Here is a 16031-nt window from a genome sequence, read left to right on the forward strand (position 1 = left end):
GCCTCTTCACATATTCAAAAGGAGTTGCTGATGGAACTGCATGATACCCCGATGTTGCGCTATCTGGGCCAGCTCAGCCAGCCAGATCTCATCCCGGCCACCGGCCCCGCCCACTGGTTTTTGCAACACAGGGACGGTGGCTGGCAGTTGCCGACCGTGCAGGCGACCCTGCCGGTCAACCGGCTCAGGGCTGAGCCGCTTCGATAGCGGCAGCCTTGCCCTCGAGCTGAGGCAGGCTGAAACGATAGGCCACGTAGTACTTGTAGATGGTGCCGACATAGTTGATAGGCCCCTGCCCGACTTCGTTGGCCACCAGCTGATCCACGTTGCCGAACCAGACGTTGGGATCGAGCCCCAGCTTCTCCGCCTTGCCTCGCAGCGCCTGCACCCGGTTTGGCCCGGCGTTGTAGGCGGCGAGGGCAAACAGGTGGCGGTTGAGCCGATCCAGCTTGGGATCATTGAAGTAGGTATCGAGGATCAACCGCATGTAGCGGCAGGCTGCCTCCACATTTCCCTCCAGCGTGGTGAGTCTGGCGCCGTTGATGCCTACTTCCCGCCCCGTACTGGGCAGCAGTTGCATAAGGCCCACGGCCCCCTTGGGCGAGCGCGCCTTGGGATTGAGGCCGGACTCCTTGTAGCCAAGCGCCGCCAGCATCAGCCAGTCGAGATCGTATTGATTGGCGTACTTCTCCAGCACCTTGCGAATGGTCGCGAGGCGCCCCATGGGATCCGGCGCCAGGATATTGCTCATCTGATCGCTGCGAGCCAGCAACCGGCGCAGAGTCATGTCGCTGTAAAGGCTGTTGCGGCTGACACTCGCCAGATAGCCATTGACCGCCTTGAGCAGCTCGGGGCTGTTCTTGCGCAGCGCCCAGGCGCTGGTGCCATTGCTGCGCAGGGGGATCAACTTGTGGGCCTTGAGGCCGGAGATCATGCCACCCAGCCAGATCCGCCCCTTGTAGCTGTCAGTCACCGTCAGGGGAATAATGCCGGCGGCTACCATCTCCAGCAGATCGCCATCCTGCAGATATTCGGGCACCGTTTCGATATAGACGGGGGGCAGCCCCAGCTCGCGAAACAGCCAGTTGAGCTGACGCAGACTCTCGTAGTAGCTGGAGCTGGCACGTACCCAGACCCGCCTGCCGGAGAGCTGGGTAATGCGGCTGAAGGCGGGCAGGCTCTGCTGGCTCACCACCCACTCCTCTATGGATGAAATGAGCGGCCGGGAGAAGGCAACCTGTTCACGCCGGGTCGGAGTCACCGTCATGGTCGCCGCCACCAGATCGCCGCGCCCCTCGGTCAGATAGTCCAGCAGCTTGTCTTGGCGCACCGGGATGTAGACCACCTTGAGTTTGACCTTCTCTTTGGCGAGATAGGTCTTGTTCAGCCAGCGCTCGAACCCTTGCAGCTGATTGACCAGAATGCCGTACTGGGCACCGCGATCGAGAAAATAGAAGCCGCGCTCATAGACCACCAGCGCCCTGAGTTCGCGCTTTTGCAGAATGCTTTCGAGATCCCCGGGTTGGGGCAGACGCTGTGGCTTGAGTTCAGCCGCCAGCAGGGGAAAACAGCAGAGGGCCAGCAGCGCCCAGATCCAGCGTCGCATCACGATGGCTGCCCCTGTTCTGAGGTCACGCCTGCTGCCTGTTGGCAGCACGGATCACGATAGAGGGTGGGATTGGGGGCAGAGATCCATCGCTGCGTCATGATGTTTGCGCCTTCTGTTGGCCGACTCGCGCCGGGCAAAACGTCTGTGGGATAGAGTAACTATAGAACGCCGACCCACAGCAGAAGGGTCAACACGGCAGGCAAACCTGCCGCGTTATCAGACAACTCAGATAGAGCGGGCCCGCATTTCGAAAATCAGTTTTTCGGCGGTGCAGGTGAATTGCAGGCGGGCTTTCAGGATCACGCCGTTGGCGCCCTGGGTCAGTTCGCTGCTCACTTGAGCTTCGGCAGTGACCTGTTTGGCCAGTGCTTCATAGGCAGCCAGCTTGGCGCGGGCATCCGCCTCGGCAGCGGCTTCAATAACCAGATCCATCACATCGTCGCCTTCGCCGATGATGGTGCCAATCTCGGCAAAACAGCCACAGCTGTCACAGGTTTCGTTCAGTTCAACTTTCTCGTCTACAGACATTTTCTACTCCTACTGCTTATTTCGGATGATTTGCGTCGTCACGCATCGCCTTGCGAAAATCTTTGATGGCGGTACCCAGATCCTCACCTGCACTGGCAAGACGCTTGCTGCCGAAGACCAGCACAACGACCAGCAAGAGGATCAACATATGCCAGATATGAATTCCACCGAGTCCCATAGGGATACTCCCTCACAAAGAGATATCTGTTACTTGTATCAAAATAGAGCGCAGGGATTGTTGGGCAAAATCAAGGCAGGTGCAAGTGAGCAAATAAATCATAGCCAAAAAATAGGGCGACCCAAAGGTCGCCATATTGATTGTGCTACATGTCCCCTCAACCGCTACATCCTGTACCAGTGGTTCATGCGAACCTGAGACCATTCGAGGATAAGATCGCCAAGATATGAAAACAAATGGTATAAATTCATCTTAGAATTGAAGAGGATTCATATCATGCTGCTGGAACAACTGGGTCGCATCGACCTCAATTTGCTGATTATCCTGCAGGTACTGCTGGAAGAGCGCAACGGCAGCAAGGCGGCACGCCGCCTTCATCTGAGCCAGTCCGCGGTCAGTAAAGCCCTCGGCCGTCTGCGCGATACCTTCAATGATCCCCTCTTCATCCGCTCCGCCTACGGGCTGGAACCCACCGGCCGCGCCCTTGCGCTGCAACAACAGTTGCAACCCATCCTGTTGTCGCTGGACAACCTGATCCAGCCGCCCGAGTTCGACCCCGCCAGCTCGGAGCGGGAGTTCGTTATCGCCAGCATGGACAGCGCCTTCACCCTGTTTGCCCCGCTCTACCTGAGCGAGCTGAAGCGGCAGGCACCAAGGATCCGCTTGCGTTACGAGGAGTGGACCGAGAACAGTCTGACCGAGATGAGTCAGGGACAGGTGGACATCGCCTTCGCGGTGCGGGAGAACTGCATCAGCTCCGATTATCGGCTCGATACCCTGCCCGACAGCATCTGTCAGCGAGTGCTGGCGGTCGATGATCTCACCTGTCTGGTGCAACAGCACCACCCCGCGCTGCGAGAGCCCAGCTGGAATCTGGAGCACTACCTCAGTTATCCCCATGTGCAGACTTACTGCGAGGGGCGGGACCGCTGGATGCTGGATCACAAGCTGGCAGAGCAGGATCTCTACCGGCGTATCGAGGCAACCGTGCCCTCCTTCGAGGCGGCGCTGCGGATGGGGATGCACTCCGACATGATAGTGACACTCTCCAGGCTCTACGCTCGCCACGCCACCCAGGTCTATCCGCTGTTGCAGTTGCCGCTGCCCATCGGGTTGGACAGCATCTCCCATCTGCTCATCTGGCATCAGCGTCACAGCGAGGATCCGGGCCACCGCTGGCTGCGGGAATTGCTGCTCTCCCTCATCATGAGCAAACTGGAACCCGCAGCGACCACTCACGAGTGACGACACGCCCTCTCGGCAGGAAGAAAAGAACGGGGCTCTGCGTAGCCCCGTTTCATTCACTTCAAGATGTAAACCGCTCAGCCCTGGCCGGTCACTGCCAGATAGTGATGTACCCCGTCCAGCAGCATCTGGACCGAGATCATCACCAGCAGCATACCCATCAACCGCTCCACCGCAGTGAGTCCCCGCTCACCCAGCAGCTTGTTGAATACCTCGTAGAACATCAGGATCACCGCGCTGGCGGCCCAGGCCATAAAGAGCGCCAGCGACCAGTCCACCATCCGGCTGGGCTCCTGATTGGCCAGCAGCATCAAGGAGGCGAGGATCGACGGACCGGCGATCATCGGGATCGCCATCGGCACCAGGAAGGGCTCCTCGCCCGCCGCCAGCCCGGTCACGCCCCCCTCACTCGGGAAGATCATCTTGATGGCGATCAGGAACAGGATGATACCCCCCGCAATGCTGACCGCCTCCTGCCGCAGGTTGAGGAAACCGAGGATCTGCTGACCGACGAACAGGAACAGCATCATGATGGCCAGCGAGAAGAGCAGCTCGCGCACCATCACCTTGCGACGTCGCTTGGGATCGATATGACGCAGGATAGAGAGGAAGACCGGCAGGTTGCCCAGCGGGTCCATGATCAGAAACAGCATGACTGCGGCAGAAAAAGTATCCATACAACGCCCGGGCTACGCCCTGAATAGGGAAAATAGAGGGGGCGAAATATAGCAAAGGGCGAAGAATTGAGCGAGCGCCATGATGCGCTCGCAGCGGGATTAACCGTGGTTGCAGATCTTGTCGGCGCGGGTCTGGAAACCTTCGGCCGAGTCGATGAATTTGCCTCGGGCGGCCAGAAAGTCGATCAGCGCTTCCGCATCCATCTCGCTGGCGCTGCAGGTATGAAAACGGGCTTCGGCACCGAACCGTTCGGCCATCGCCTGTTTCAGGCTGGCACGGGTAAATTGCCCCCCTTGCGCCAGCATCATCTCCATCACTTCGTGACCATGAACCGATTGCGACATCTCTCACCTCAATAATGAACATATTTAATGCCAATTAAATATCTCCCCGCCCGGAGGGATCTTGATATAGGCCAATAAATTGCGCATTTCCTGGTCAGGGGAGTGGTCACCGCCACCGCTTTGTCGATAATGTGGCAACCCGCGTCAGGGATCGCTACACTGGCGCCCCTTTTTGGCCATCGCAGACAATGTATAAGGATATTGGCGTCATGCTGTTCCATGGAGAGGCTCTCAAGCCCTGGCAGATCTGGACCCGCCGACCACTCTGGCTCAAGACTCTGATCGGCATGCTGACAGGGGTGGGTCTGGGCGTCGGCTTTGAAGAGCAAGCCCTGCTGCTCAAGCCCCTTGGCGTCCTGTTCGTCAACACCATCCAGATGCTGATGGTGCCCCTCATTTTCTGTTCGGTCATCGCCGGTCTCACCTCGCTGCTCAAGGGCAAGGCCCTCGATCGCATCGGCAGCAAGGCGATCTGCCTCTACTTCTGCTCGACCGCCATCGCCATCTGCATCGGCCTGATGATGGGCTGGCTGCTGGAGCCCGGCATGGGTGCCGACATGGGCCCCTATGAGCGGATCGGTATGTCGGAACCACCCACCCTGGCCAGCGTGCTGAGCCATCTGGTGCCGAGCAACCCGGTACAGGCGATGGTGGATGGCAAGATCCTGCAAGTAATCGTCTTTGCGGTGGCGCTGGCGGTCGCCCTCAATGCCAGCGGTCGCCGTGGCCGCCCCGCCATCCTCTTCTTCACCTCGCTGGCCGAGGGGATGTTCAAGCTGACCCAGATGGTGATGGCGCTCGCCCCTTATGGTGTCTGCGCCCTGATGGCCTGGATGACCGGCAAGTACGGCCTCGACCTGCTACTACCGCTGCTCAAGGTGATCGGCGCCGTCTACCTCGGCTGCCTGCTGCACGTGCTCGGGGTCTACAGCACCCTGCTGCTCCTGTTGGCACGGCTCAATCCGCTGCACTACTTCAAGAGTATCGTTGACGCTCAGGCGGTTGCGTTTACCAGCAGCTCCAGCAACTCCACCCTGCCCATCAGTCTGGCCTGCGCCGAGAAGCGGCTGGGAGTCTCCCCCGCCATCACCGCCAAGGTGCTGCCCATCGGCGCCACCATCAACATGGATGGCACCGCCCTCTATCAGGGAGTGACTGCGCTGTTCGTGGCTCAGGCATTCGGGGTGGATCTGCACATGGTCGATTATCTGACCATCATCAGCATCGCCACCCTGGCAAGTATCGGCACCGCTGGCACCCCGGGCACCGGGTTGATGCTGCTGACACTGACCCTGACGGCGGTGGGCTTGCCGCTGGAAGGGGTGGCACTGATTGCAGGCATTGACCGGATCCTCGACATGGCGCGCACCACGGTCAACGTATCGGGGGATATTCTGGTGTCGGTGCTGATCGCCCGCAGCGAAAACGAGCTGGATCTGGCGACCTATCACGATGCCAGCGCAGGGGAAGATATCGAGTTCCCGCCGCGCTAGCGGAAGAGAGATCAGCTGTCGTGGGGATCGTGGTGACAGCGCCAGCAGACGTCGAAGTTGGCGCCGTTCTCCTCCCCGCACTGACCGCACAGCCAGCCGTTACCCTGACGCTGCTGGTAACGCTCAATGACCCGTCCTGCCTTGCTGCGATCCTCGGCCCGCACCATCAGGGTCACCTGCAACATGTCGACCGGCAGTTCGCCAAGGGCGCCAGACAGCCCCTCGCCATTGAGGCGCACCAGCACCCCTTCCGCCTCCAGCGCCCCTTTCAACGCGTGCGCCTCCAGGGTGTGTGAGGCGCGATAGAGATTGATCCAGTTATCCATAGCTCCCCCTTACAACAACTTGTCGATGCCAAACTCGGCGCCGTTCTCAATCATGAAATCGATGAATGCCCGCAACTTGCGCGGCATCAGTTGCCGCTCCGGAAACAGCAAATAAATCGGCACCCTAGGTTGCTGCCACTCTGGCAGCAGGATCACCAATTCGCCGCTGGCCAGCTCATCCTGACAGAGCATAGCGGGTAACGAGGCCAACCCCAGCCCCGCCTTCGCCGCCTCTCGGGCACAGGTAATATTATTGACCCGAAAACGGGATGGGGGGTCAACCAGCACCTCTCTGCCATCCAGCTCGAAGCACCAGTGAGAGGCGAGAAACCCGCTGCTCACCGTCACCCGCTCGTGGTTGGCCAGATCCTCCGGCCGCTCGATGACCGGGCTGCGGGCCAGATAGTCCGGGCTGGCACAGAGCAGCCGTCCGGAGCTCCAGAGTCGGCGCGCCGCCAGATTGGAGTCGCTCATGTCGCCAATCCGCACCACCGCATCCAGTCCTTCGCTGATGGGATCCACCACCCGGTTGGTCAGCTCCAGCTCCACCTGCAGGGCGGGATAGGCCTGCAAAAACTTGGCGACCAAGCGCCCGACCACCAGTTGCCCCGTCTCGATGGGTACCGCCAGTTTGAGGGTGCCGGTCACCTCCTGCTGGCTGGCGCTCAGCATCAGCTCGGCTTCGGTCAGGACATCGACCGCCTTGCTGCAGTGCAGGTAGTACTTCTCCCCCTCCTCGGTCAACGTGAGCTGACGAGTGGAGCGATAGAGCAGACGCACTCCGAGCCGCTGTTCCAGTTCGGCGATGCGGCGGCTGACCATCGCCTTGGTCATCCCCAGCTCGCGGGCAGCCCCCGTAAACGAGCCCTTGTCGACGATACGCACCAGAATTAACGCGGCATTGAGATCCATTGTTGCACCAGTGAAACTGTATATCTCGTGAACCAATACTAATCGAAACAGTTGACCAGTGTTAGCCTGCGCCCCTTAAGTTCAGGAATCACAAAAATGAGTCAACACAAAAAAATTCCCCTGCTGGCAGCCATGATATTGGCGCTGCTCGGTCTGCTGTTCGCCGGTTACTGGTATCTTCACGGCCGCTATTTTGAAAGCACCGATAACGCCTACCTGCAGAGTGAAGTGACCGGGATCAGCTCCAAGCTGCCCGGTTATATCCGCGAAGTGCTGGTCACCGACAACCAGCCGGTCAAAGCGGGCCAACTGATCGCTCGTCTCGATGATCGCGAATACAAAACCAGGGTCGCGGAGGCCGAAGCCGACCTGCGCCTCAATCAGGCAACGGCCGAAAATCTGGCCGCCACCCGCACCCAACAACTGAGCCTGATCCAGCAGGCCGAGGCCAAGGTCGCCTCCGCCAATGCCGAACAGCTGCGCGCCAGCCAGCAAGTCAACCGGATCAGTCAGCTCAACCAGCGCCACTACAGCTCGCAAGACAGTCTGGACGAGGTACGTGCCGGCCTGCAGGTCAATCAGGCACAAGCCCGGGAGGCCCAAGCCGCCCTGCAGGCGGCCCGTGAGCGACTGCTGGTACTGGATGCCGAACGCAAACAGAATCTGGCCAAGCTGGCATTGAGTGAAGCGCAACTGGAGCAGGCCAAGCTGGAGCTCGGCTACACCGAACTGCGGGCACCGGCCGACGGCATCATCGGCAAGCGCAGCCTGCGGGAAGGGCTCTACGTCCAGTCCGGTATGCAGGTCGCCAGCCTGGTGCCGCTGCAACAGGTATGGGTCGAGGCCAACTTCAAGGAGACCCAGCTCGCCCATATGCAGCCGGGCCAGAAGGTCGAAGTGGTACTCGATGCCTACCCGGATCAACCGGTCGAGGGGATCATCGACAGCCTGGCCCCGGCGACCGGCGCCAAGTTCGCCCTGCTGCCACCGGAGAATGCCACCGGCAACTTCACCAAAATCGTGCAGCGGGTACCGGTGAAGATCCGCATCCCCGAGCCGGGCCCGCTGGCAGGCAAGCTGCTGCCGGGTCTCTCCACCGAAGTGATCGTGGATACCCGCACTCCTGATCCCGTGGTGGCTGCCAACTGATGGAACCCATTCCACGTCGCAACTGGATCGCGGTCATGGGGGGCCTTATCGGCGCCTTTATGGCCATCCTCGATATCCAGATCACCAATGCCTCCCTGAAGGACATTCAGGGGGCCCTGTCGGCCACCCTGAGCGAGAGCTCCTGGATCTCCACCTCCTATCTGGTGGCGGAGATGATCGCCATCCCCCTGAGCGGCTGGTTGAGCCGGGGGTTGAGTGTGCGCCGTTACCTGCTCTGGACCACCGGCGCCTTTATCGCCGCCTCCGTGCTCTGCTCGTTCAGCTGGAACCTCACCAGCATGATCGTCTTCCGGGCGCTGCAAGGCTTCACTGGCGGGGCGCTGATCCCGATGGCCTTCTCCCTCATCGTCACCCTGTTGCCGCTACAGAAACGGGCCACCGGCATGGCGCTGTTTGGCCTCTGCGCCACCTTCGCCCCCGCCATCGGCCCGACCCTCGGTGGCTGGCTCACCGAGCAGATGTCGTGGCACTACATCTTCTATCTCAACGTGCCGCCAGGATTGCTGGTGATGGCCATGCTGGCCCACGGGCTGGATAAAAAACCGGTGGACTGGGCCGTGATCAAGCGGGTCGACCTTATCGGCATCGTCACCATGGCGCTTGGCCTCGGCTTGCTGGAGGTGGTACTGGAGGAGGGCAACCGGGAAGACTGGTTCGGCTCAAGCTTCATCGTGCGACTGGCAGTCATTTCGGCGGTGGCGCTGGTGTTCTTCGTTATCAGCCAACTGATCCGCCGTCACCCGCTGGTCAATCTGCGGCTGCTGCACAACCCGCGCTTCGCGCTGGCCTGCTTCGCCTATCTGATCCTCGGCATGGCGCTGATGGGATCTATCTATGTGCTGCCGCTCTACATGACCCAGATCCACAACTACAACGCGCTGGAAATCGGCGAAGTCCTGATGTGGATGGGACTACCGCAACTGCTGGTGTTGCCGCTGGTGCCCAAACTGACCCACAAGATAGACCCGCGCTATCTGGTGAGTTTCGGCTTCCTGATCTTCGCCGTCAGCTGCTTTATGAACGTCAACATGAGTGCCGACTACGCCGGGCCGCAGCTGATCCAGTCGCTTATCGTGCGGGCACTGGGGCAGCCCTTCATCATGGTACCGCTCTCCCTGGTCGCCACCGCCAGCCTGAGCCACGACGAGATCCCCTCCTCCTCGACCCTGCTCAACGTGCTGCGCAACCTCGGTGGTGCGTTCGGTATCGCCATCATCGCGACCCTGCTCGACAACGATACCCGCACCCATGTGCTGCAAATTGGCAGCACTCTGGCCGCAAGCAGTATCGAGGGGCAAAACTATCTGCTGCAGCTGGCCCAGAGCATGATGGCGCAGGGCTCAGGCCCCGAAATTGCTCAGCAGCAAGCCCACGCCATGCTGGCCAATACCATCAACCGGGAGGCGGCCATCATGGCCTACAACCAGGTGTTCTACATCATGGGGATCTTCCTGCTGATCGCCAGCGCACTGATGCTGTTGCTCAAATCCCCCGCCCCACGGGCTGCGGATGCCGAACCGCTAGAGGCGTGAAAAACCGCCGGGCATAAAACGAAAAACGGGCCAATGCCCGTTTTTCGTTATCTGTTACCTGCACTCAACCAGAAGACGTTATCCCGCCAGCGACCCTGCAATCAGGAATTGCGCTGCGAAGTAGCTGCTCATCACCCAGGCGCGGGCGTGGGGAAAGGGGCGGCGGAAGCGATCGAGCGCCAGCATGCTGTCGGAGAAGAGGAACATCAGCGCCCCCACCAGAGCGGCGGCAGAACCGGCAGTGAGAGAGGCGTGCCAGGCTCCGGCGGCCACCCAGGCCATGCCGATGATCACCAGCATGTAGCAAAAGACCGGGATCCGCATCTCCCCCAGCTTGCCCCACAGCAGGCCAAATACCATACCGGCGATCAGCAACAGCAGCAAACCATCCACCAGATTGAGCAACAACGGCCCTTGGGCAAAACCGACGATATAGCAGAGATGCGCGACAAGAAATGCCGCCAACCCCTGAATGAAGCGATCCCTTGGCAACATCAGCAGCACATCGCCCGCCAGTGAGAGACAAAGACCGAGCAGGATCCAGGCGTGGGAACCGTCGTGGTCATAACTCTGGTAGCCGAACGCCAACGCAATGATAAGCAGCATGGTCAGCGGCTTGCTGATATAGAACTGGCGGCTGTCTGAACCGTAGGCAGCACGGATGTGCCACCAACCTGAAGCGATGATCAAGAAACTCAATAACATGCCCTGCTCCTCACCTGTTGCTCGCAGTCATACGGCAACCGTTTTTATCATGATGCAGGGTAACAAATTCCCTACCCCAGTGGCAGGGGTGCTGATCAAATGGACAGACTAAGCCTAAAGTCTAATTGCCGCTCCGAGTGGTTCAGGGCATAAGTGACGGGTCTGGAGGATCACCATGGAAGAAGCTATGAAAAACTATCTGCCCGCCATCGATATCATGATGTGCCATCTGGGGATCAGCTTTGAGCAGGCCTGCGAACAACTGGGTCTTAGCCAGCAGGAGCAACAGGCACTGGATCAGTTGCAGCAACAGCAGAGCCAAGCCAACTAAGCCCTCCCGTTATTGGATATCATGATGCGCCATCTGGGGATCAGCTTTGAGCAGGCCTGCGAACAACTGGGTCTCAGCCAGCAGGAGCAACAGGCGCTGGATCAGTTGCAGCAACAGCAGAGCCAAGCCAACTAAGCCCTCCCGTTATTGGATATCATGATGCGCCATCTGGGGATCAGCTTTGAGCAGGCCTGCGAACAACTGGGTCTTAGCCAGCAGGAGCAACAGGCACTGGATCAGTTGCAGCAACAGCAGAGCCAAGCCAGCTAGCTTGAGTTGAATCATAAAAGAGAAGACCGCCAGCAGGCGGTCTTCTCTTTTAGTCTCTGTGATAACCGGACGGCATCATGCAATACCTGCCAGCAAACGACTCCAGTTGCGTTTACCTGCGATAAAGCCGTCACGCAGGGCCCGGTACTCCAGTTGCAGCTTGAGGCGGTCATAGCGCGCCAGCGCCTTGCGCTTGCGCAGTTCCAGCAGCCGCTTGCGACTGGCGTAATAGTGTTGCAACTGCTGGCTCAGCTTGTCGTACTCCTCCTGCAGCAGCGCCTGCCACAGTTCACGATCTTCCTGCTTGCGCAACTTGGCTTGTGCCCGTTTCAGCTGCATCTGCAGCCGGGCTTGTTCGATACGCTCCTCCGGCGAGGATCTGAGATCCCCCGCCAGACCGCACCAGGAGGCGAGCCGGATCAACCACTTGGTCGGATCGAACTGCCACCAGTGAATGCCATTGCGGTAGTCATTCTCGAACAGGTGGTGAAAGTTGTGGTACCCCTCGCCAAAGGTGAAAAAAGCCAGGATGCCGTTATCGCGAGCGGTATTGCGGTCGGTATAGGGCTGACTGCCCCAGATGTGGGCCAGCGAATTGATGAAGAAGGTGGTGTGGTGAGTCATCACCATTCTCAGCACGCCTGCCAACAGCAACATGCCGAGCATATCCCCGTGCCATAGGCCGAGCAGCAGCGGCAGCCCCAGATTGGCCGCCAGCGCCAGCGTCAGATAGTGACGGTGCTGAAACGCGACCACCGGGTTGTTCTGCAGGTCACGCACATTATTGTAATCGCCATAGCGATCTCCCTGATGCTCCCGCAGCATCCAGCCGATGTGGGAATACCAGAAGCCGCGCCCCGCGCTGTAGGGGTCTTTATCGTTGTCATCCACATGACGATGGTGACGGCGGTGATCGGCCGACCAGTGCAGGGCCGAATTCTGCAGCGCCAACGCACCGCCGATGGCAAACAACCACTGCAAAGCGGGGTGCGCCTTGTAGGCCTTGTGCGACCAGAGCCGGTGATAGCCTGCGGTGATGGAGAGACCACTAAGGCAGAACAACAACAGGAAACTGGCCCACTGCCAGAGATCGTAACCGTGGCTCACGCCGTACCAGGGCACGACAATCAACGCCACTATCCCGGAGAGGGAGAACAGCAGGGTATTGGTGAAAATAATGGGGGGTCTGGCCATCTCATTGCATCCTTTCAGCGAACAGCTGTTAGCCATTTTCTATGGTGATTTCCTCACGGTCAATGGTAAAAAAATAGGATACAAACCTGATCCTGAGGCGCCTTCGGGTTATCATTTGTCCTCGTTAAGCTGAAGGTGACTGATTTCGTGGGTATTCGCGCTCAACAAAAAGAAAAAACCCGGCGTACATTGATCGATGCTGCATTCAGCCAACTGTGCGCCAATCGGAGTTTCTCCAATCTCAGCCTGCGGGAAGTCGCTCGCGAAGCGGGTATCGCGCCCACCTCTTTCTATCGCCACTTTCGCGATATGGAGGAACTGGGCCTGACCCTGGTTGACGAAGGAGGTCTCACCCTGCGCCAACTGATGCGCCAGGCACGCCAGCGCATTGCCGGTGGTGGCAGTGTCATCAGCACCTCGGTGCAGACCTTTATGGAGTTCGTCGAGAACAACCCCAACATCTTTCGGCTGCTGCTGCGGGAACGCTCCGGCACCTCGGCCGCCTTTCGCCAGGCGGTGGCTCGCGAGATCCAGCACTTCATTGCCGAGCTAACCGATTATCTGGAAGCCACCACCGAAGCACCACGGGAAGATGCCTACATCCAGGCAGAAGCCATGGTCACCATCGTCTTCAGTGCTGGTGCCGACGCGCTCGACATGACCAGCGAAGAGTGCCGGGCACTCTCCGATCGCACTATTCGCCAACTGCGGATGATCGCCATGGGCGCCGAGGTACAAAACCAGAAGCGCCGTGAACCTCACCCATGACCACAGGATGGAGAACGACATGCCTGAACAGCTTATGATCCCGAAAAAACCGCTCGCCATGGCCATGCTGATTGGTATCTGTGGCGATGCCTCTCTGGCCGTACTGACCAACTCGGTCGTGCCCTTCTCCTTCTTCCCGCTGATTGCCCTCTGGCTGGCGGCCTATCAGCTGTTCCAGCACTATCGCCATGAACCCATGGTGGGCAACACCCCCATCTGCACCCTGCTCTGCTTCTTTATCGGTGTCTTCAGCCACTCCGCGCTGCTCAAGGTGCAATACCCGGAGCTTGGCAGCAACTTTTTCTCCCTGATCATGATGCTGCTGTTACTGGCGGCCCTCTCCATCAAGCTCGGCCTGAGCATTGGCAACAAAGAGAAGTGCTGATAAATCGACCGAGTGATGGTAATCAGTTGATAGATAAAGCAAAGAGGCCTTCCCGTCGGGAAGGCCTCTTTGCTTGAACGGTACCTGATTAATCCGGCAATCTCGGTATTCCCAACCTAGCCAAACGGCTTGGCTTCAAGATCGACGTGCAAATGGAAGAGGGGGTGGTCAATATGGAGCTGCCCTGTAGTCAGCAGGCAGCAGAAGCCTGATTTGGCCGCCTCTAGACTCGCTCAAATGGCTGTGAATGAAACTGATAGGGCTCGGATATAGCCAGAAAATGATGGAAATAACCGGCTATCTGGCTCTCTTACTTGTCAGGGAAAAGCCAGATATTGGTGGTTTAAGGCGCTAAAAATACAAAGGCCCGGTCGTGAAGCCGAGCTTTTGTATTCGTTCTGGTATGCAAACCTGTGGGTCTTATGGAAAAAACGCCCATAGCAAAAAAGCCTTCCCATCAGGGAAGGCCTTCAAATTAGTGGCGGAGCGGACGGGACTCGAACCCGCGACCCCCGGCGTGACAGGCCGGTATTCTAACCGACTGAACTACCGCTCCGCATTCGGTTAGCTTTCGCTAAATCTTCTGCTGCTTCTTCTGAAGTGTCATCCTCGCAGCCGGCTATGTGTTTTCACATCACCGTTTAATTGGGTGCCTGGCAGTGTCCTACTCTCGCATGGCGAATGCCACACTACCATCGGCGCTACCGCGTTTCACTTCTGAGTTCGGCATGGGATCAGGTGGTTCCACGGCGCTATGGCCGCCAGGCAAATTCTTCAATCTGAGAAAGCTGACGTGAGTAACGACTTGGTCATTATCACTGAATTAGTAGTTCGCTTAGGTTTGCTACAAGCCTTAGAACACTTCTTGGGTGTTGTATGGTTAAGCCTCACGGGTAATTAGTATGGGTTAGCTCAACACGTCGCCGCGCTTACACACCCCACCTATCAACGTTGTGGTCTCCAACGGCCCTTTAGGACCCTCAAGGGGTCAGGGATGACTCATCTCAGGGCTCGCTTCCCGCTTAGATGCTTTCAGCGGTTATCGATTCCGAACTTAGCTACCGGGCAGTGCCACTGGCGTGACAACCCGAACACCAGAGGTTCGTTCACTCCGGTCCTCTCGTACTAGGAGCAACTCCCTTCAATCATCCAACGCCCACGGCAGATAGGGACCGAACTGTCTCACGACGTTCTGAACCCAGCTCGCGTACCACTTTAAATGGCGAACAGCCATACCCTTGGGACCGACTTCAGCCCCAGGATGTGATGAGCCGACATCGAGGTGCCAAACACCGCCGTCGATATGAACTCTTGGGCGGTATCAGCCTGTTATCCCCGGAGTACCTTTTATCCGTTGAGCGATGGCCCTTCCATTCAGAACCACCGGATCACTATGACCTACTTTCGTACCTGCTCGACCTGTCCGTCTCGCAGTTAAGCTGGCTTATGCCATTGCACTAACCTCCTGATGTCCGACCAGGATTAGCCAACCTTCGTGCTCCTCCGTTACTCTTTGGGAGGAGACCGCCCCAGTCAAACTACCCACCAGGCACTGTCCGCGAGCCCGATTCAGGGCCCTGCGTTAGAACATCAAACATACAAGGGTGGTATTTCAAGGACGGCTCCAGCGCAACTGGCGTCACGCCTTCAAAGCCTCCCACCTATCCTACACATGTAGGTTCAATGTTCAGTGCCAAGCTGTAGTAAAGGTTCACGGGGTCTTTCCGTCTAGCCGCGGGTACACCGCATCTTCACGGCGAATTCGATTTCACTGAGTCTCGGGTGGAGACAGCATGGCCATGGTTACACCATTCGTGCAGGTCGGAACTTACCCGACAAGGAATTTCGCTACCTTAGGACCGTTATAGTTACGGCCGCCGTTTACCGGGGCTTCGATCAAGAGCTTCGCTTGCGCTAACCCCATCAATTAACCTTCCGGCACCGGGCAGGTGTCACACCCTATACGTCCACTTTCGTGTTTGCAGAGTGCTGTGTTTTTGATAAACAGTCCCAGCCATCTGGTCACTGCGACTCCCGACAGCTCCATCCGCAAGGGACTTCACCATCAAGAGCGAACCTTCTCCCGAAGTTACGGTTCTATTTTGCCTAGTTCCTTCACCCGAGTTCTCTCAAGCGCCTTGGTATTCTCTACCCGACCACCTGTGTCGGTTTGGGGTACGATGACTTGTAATCTGAAGCTTAGAGGCTTTTCCTGGAAGCAGGGCATCAATGGCTTCCACACCGTAGTGTGTTCGTCTCGTGTCTCAGCGTTGTGTCTGCGGATTTGCCTACAAACACCACCTACGCACTTTCACCAGGACAACCGTCGCCTGGCCCACCTAGCCTTCTCCGTCCCCCCATCG

At 58.5% G+C, this 16031-nt stretch carries 17 protein-coding genes, 1 tRNA gene and 2 rRNA genes (1 of these 20 only partly in view); 8 read left to right on the top strand and 12 right to left on the bottom strand.

From position 1 onward, the window contains the following. The first annotated feature begins 30 nt into the window (after positions 1-30). Positions 31-207 (top strand): hypothetical protein, encoded by a 177-nt coding sequence (locus tag I6L41_RS14735; protein ID WP_005339947.1) that lies wholly within the window; start codon positions 31-33, stop codon positions 205-207. Here I6L41_RS14735 and I6L41_RS14740 read toward each other — a convergent pair. From I6L41_RS14740 to tatA, 3 genes are all read right to left on the bottom strand, one after another. Continuing rightward, positions 185-1606: a lytic transglycosylase F gene (locus I6L41_RS14740; protein ID WP_204480375.1), complete on the bottom strand. Its 1422-nt coding sequence runs from the start codon at positions 1604-1606 to the stop codon at positions 185-187. The genes I6L41_RS14735 and I6L41_RS14740 overlap by 23 nt on opposite strands. Before the next feature lie 228 nt (positions 1607-1834). Then, positions 1835-2137: a YfcZ/YiiS family protein gene (locus tag I6L41_RS14745; RefSeq protein ID WP_005339945.1), complete on the bottom strand. Its 303-nt coding sequence runs from the start codon at positions 2135-2137 to the stop codon at positions 1835-1837. A gap of 16 nt (positions 2138-2153) precedes the next feature. Continuing rightward, positions 2154-2315, bottom strand: a complete 162-nt coding sequence (gene tatA, locus I6L41_RS14750) for a twin-arginine translocase TatA/TatE family subunit (RefSeq protein WP_005339944.1) — start codon at positions 2313-2315, stop codon at positions 2154-2156. A 276-nt stretch (positions 2316-2591) separates the two neighbouring features. Between tatA and I6L41_RS14755 the strand changes: the two genes are divergently transcribed. Next, positions 2592-3560 (top strand): LysR family transcriptional regulator, encoded by a 969-nt coding sequence (locus I6L41_RS14755; RefSeq protein ID WP_216959717.1) that lies wholly within the window; start codon positions 2592-2594, stop codon positions 3558-3560. Positions 3561-3637: 77 nt separating this feature from the next. Here I6L41_RS14755 and I6L41_RS14760 read toward each other — a convergent pair whose 3' ends face one another. Together I6L41_RS14760 and I6L41_RS14765 are read right to left on the bottom strand one after the other, a co-directional pair. Beyond that, positions 3638-4237 (bottom strand): YhgN family NAAT transporter, encoded by a 600-nt coding sequence (locus I6L41_RS14760; protein WP_040069536.1) that lies wholly within the window; start codon positions 4235-4237, stop codon positions 3638-3640. Between the two features lie 99 nt (positions 4238-4336). Then, positions 4337-4582: a YecH family metal-binding protein gene (locus tag I6L41_RS14765; RefSeq protein WP_005357633.1), complete on the bottom strand. Its 246-nt coding sequence runs from the start codon at positions 4580-4582 to the stop codon at positions 4337-4339. 209 nt (positions 4583-4791) lie between these two features. On the opposite strand from I6L41_RS14765, the gene I6L41_RS14770 reads away from it, so the two are divergent. Further along, positions 4792-6075 (top strand): dicarboxylate/amino acid:cation symporter, encoded by a 1284-nt coding sequence (locus I6L41_RS14770; RefSeq protein ID WP_040069539.1) that lies wholly within the window; start codon positions 4792-4794, stop codon positions 6073-6075. Between the two features lie 11 nt (positions 6076-6086). On the opposite strand, the gene I6L41_RS14775 is transcribed toward I6L41_RS14770, so the two are convergent. Further along, a complete protein-coding gene (locus I6L41_RS14775) occupies positions 6087-6401 on the bottom strand; it encodes a DUF2007 domain-containing protein (protein WP_005339933.1) in 315 nt (104 codons plus the stop codon). A 9-nt stretch (positions 6402-6410) separates the two neighbouring features. Next, complete coding sequence (locus tag I6L41_RS14780; RefSeq protein ID WP_216959720.1) at positions 6411-7313, bottom strand: LysR family transcriptional regulator; 903 nt, start codon at positions 7311-7313, stop codon at positions 6411-6413. 96 nt (positions 7314-7409) lie between these two features. Between I6L41_RS14780 and I6L41_RS14785 the strand changes: the two genes are divergently transcribed. Together I6L41_RS14785 and I6L41_RS14790 are read left to right on the top strand one after the other, a co-directional pair. Next, on the top strand, positions 7410-8462 hold the full coding sequence (locus I6L41_RS14785) for an HlyD family secretion protein (RefSeq protein ID WP_005348510.1): 1053 nt from the start codon (positions 7410-7412) through the stop codon (positions 8460-8462). After that, the gene (locus I6L41_RS14790) at positions 8462-10015 is read left to right on the top strand and encodes a DHA2 family efflux MFS transporter permease subunit (RefSeq protein WP_216959723.1); all 1554 of its coding nucleotides are present in this window, start codon (positions 8462-8464) and stop codon (positions 10013-10015) included. The genes I6L41_RS14785 and I6L41_RS14790 overlap by 1 nt, the downstream gene beginning before the upstream one ends. Positions 10016-10093: 78 nt before the next feature. Here I6L41_RS14790 and I6L41_RS14795 read toward each other — a convergent pair whose 3' ends face one another. Beyond that, positions 10094-10720 (bottom strand): lysoplasmalogenase, encoded by a 627-nt coding sequence (locus I6L41_RS14795; RefSeq protein ID WP_164537865.1) that lies wholly within the window; start codon positions 10718-10720, stop codon positions 10094-10096. A 187-nt stretch (positions 10721-10907) separates the two neighbouring features. Between I6L41_RS14795 and I6L41_RS14800 the strand changes: the two genes are divergently transcribed. Further along, positions 10908-11051 (top strand): hypothetical protein, encoded by a 144-nt coding sequence (locus tag I6L41_RS14800; RefSeq protein ID WP_162182404.1) that lies wholly within the window; start codon positions 10908-10910, stop codon positions 11049-11051. 345 nt (positions 11052-11396) lie between these two features. On the opposite strand, the gene I6L41_RS14805 is transcribed toward I6L41_RS14800, so the two are convergent. Next, positions 11397-12515, bottom strand: a complete 1119-nt coding sequence (locus tag I6L41_RS14805; RefSeq protein WP_216959726.1) for a fatty acid desaturase — start codon at positions 12513-12515, stop codon at positions 11397-11399. Between the two features lie 147 nt (positions 12516-12662). On the opposite strand from I6L41_RS14805, the gene fabR reads away from it, so the two are divergent. Both fabR and I6L41_RS14815 read left to right on the top strand, forming a co-directional pair. After that, positions 12663-13283 carry an HTH-type transcriptional repressor FabR gene (fabR, locus tag I6L41_RS14810; RefSeq protein ID WP_005339921.1) on the top strand — a complete coding sequence of 207 codons (621 nt, stop codon included), beginning with the start codon at positions 12663-12665 and terminating at the stop codon, positions 13281-13283. A 19-nt stretch (positions 13284-13302) separates the two neighbouring features. Next, entirely contained in the window at positions 13303-13668 is a 366-nt protein-coding gene (locus I6L41_RS14815) for a YijD family membrane protein (protein WP_216959728.1), read from the top strand. A 479-nt stretch (positions 13669-14147) separates the two neighbouring features. On the opposite strand, the gene I6L41_RS14820 is transcribed toward I6L41_RS14815, so the two are convergent. The 3 genes from I6L41_RS14820 to I6L41_RS14830 form a co-directional block, all read right to left on the bottom strand. Then, positions 14148-14224: transfer RNA gene (locus I6L41_RS14820), tRNA-Asp, on the bottom strand. 95 nt (positions 14225-14319) lie between these two features. Further along, positions 14320-14434: ribosomal RNA gene (gene rrf, locus I6L41_RS14825) — 5S ribosomal RNA — on the bottom strand. A 110-nt stretch (positions 14435-14544) separates the two neighbouring features. Beyond that, positions 14545-16031: ribosomal RNA gene (locus I6L41_RS14830) — 23S ribosomal RNA — on the bottom strand; it runs 1403 nt beyond the window's last position.

Origin of the sequence: Aeromonas sp. FDAARGOS 1411, from assembly GCF_019047125.1 — a bacterium.
In the GTDB taxonomy this organism is placed as follows: domain Bacteria; phylum Pseudomonadota; class Gammaproteobacteria; order Enterobacterales; family Aeromonadaceae; genus Aeromonas; species Aeromonas veronii.

Excerpts from the sequence above, each read along its gene's own strand:
- I6L41_RS14735 (WP_005339947.1), top strand. The coding sequence starts at position 31 with ATGGAACTGCATGATACCCCGATGTTGCGCTATCTGGGCCAGCTCAGC.
- I6L41_RS14740 (WP_204480375.1), bottom strand. The coding sequence starts at position 1,606 with ATGCGACGCTGGATCTGGGCGCTGCTGGCCCTCTGCTGTTTTCCCCTG.
- I6L41_RS14745 (WP_005339945.1), bottom strand. The coding sequence starts at position 2,137 with ATGTCTGTAGACGAGAAAGTTGAACTGAACGAAACCTGTGACAGCTGT.
- tatA (WP_005339944.1), bottom strand. The coding sequence starts at position 2,315 with ATGGGACTCGGTGGAATTCATATCTGGCATATGTTGATCCTCTTGCTG.
- I6L41_RS14755 (WP_216959717.1), top strand. The coding sequence starts at position 2,592 with ATGCTGCTGGAACAACTGGGTCGCATCGACCTCAATTTGCTGATTATC.
- I6L41_RS14760 (WP_040069536.1), bottom strand. The coding sequence starts at position 4,237 with ATGGATACTTTTTCTGCCGCAGTCATGCTGTTTCTGATCATGGACCCG.
- I6L41_RS14765 (WP_005357633.1), bottom strand. The coding sequence starts at position 4,582 with ATGTCGCAATCGGTTCATGGTCACGAAGTGATGGAGATGATGCTGGCG.
- I6L41_RS14770 (WP_040069539.1), top strand. The coding sequence starts at position 4,792 with ATGCTGTTCCATGGAGAGGCTCTCAAGCCCTGGCAGATCTGGACCCGC.
- I6L41_RS14775 (WP_005339933.1), bottom strand. The coding sequence starts at position 6,401 with ATGGATAACTGGATCAATCTCTATCGCGCCTCACACACCCTGGAGGCG.
- I6L41_RS14780 (WP_216959720.1), bottom strand. The coding sequence starts at position 7,313 with ATGGATCTCAATGCCGCGTTAATTCTGGTGCGTATCGTCGACAAGGGC.
- I6L41_RS14785 (WP_005348510.1), top strand. The coding sequence starts at position 7,410 with ATGAGTCAACACAAAAAAATTCCCCTGCTGGCAGCCATGATATTGGCG.
- I6L41_RS14790 (WP_216959723.1), top strand. The coding sequence starts at position 8,462 with ATGGAACCCATTCCACGTCGCAACTGGATCGCGGTCATGGGGGGCCTT.
- I6L41_RS14795 (WP_164537865.1), bottom strand. The coding sequence starts at position 10,720 with ATGTTATTGAGTTTCTTGATCATCGCTTCAGGTTGGTGGCACATCCGT.
- I6L41_RS14800 (WP_162182404.1), top strand. The coding sequence starts at position 10,908 with ATGAAAAACTATCTGCCCGCCATCGATATCATGATGTGCCATCTGGGG.
- I6L41_RS14805 (WP_216959726.1), bottom strand. The coding sequence starts at position 12,515 with ATGGCCAGACCCCCCATTATTTTCACCAATACCCTGCTGTTCTCCCTC.
- I6L41_RS14815 (WP_216959728.1), top strand. The coding sequence starts at position 13,303 with ATGCCTGAACAGCTTATGATCCCGAAAAAACCGCTCGCCATGGCCATG.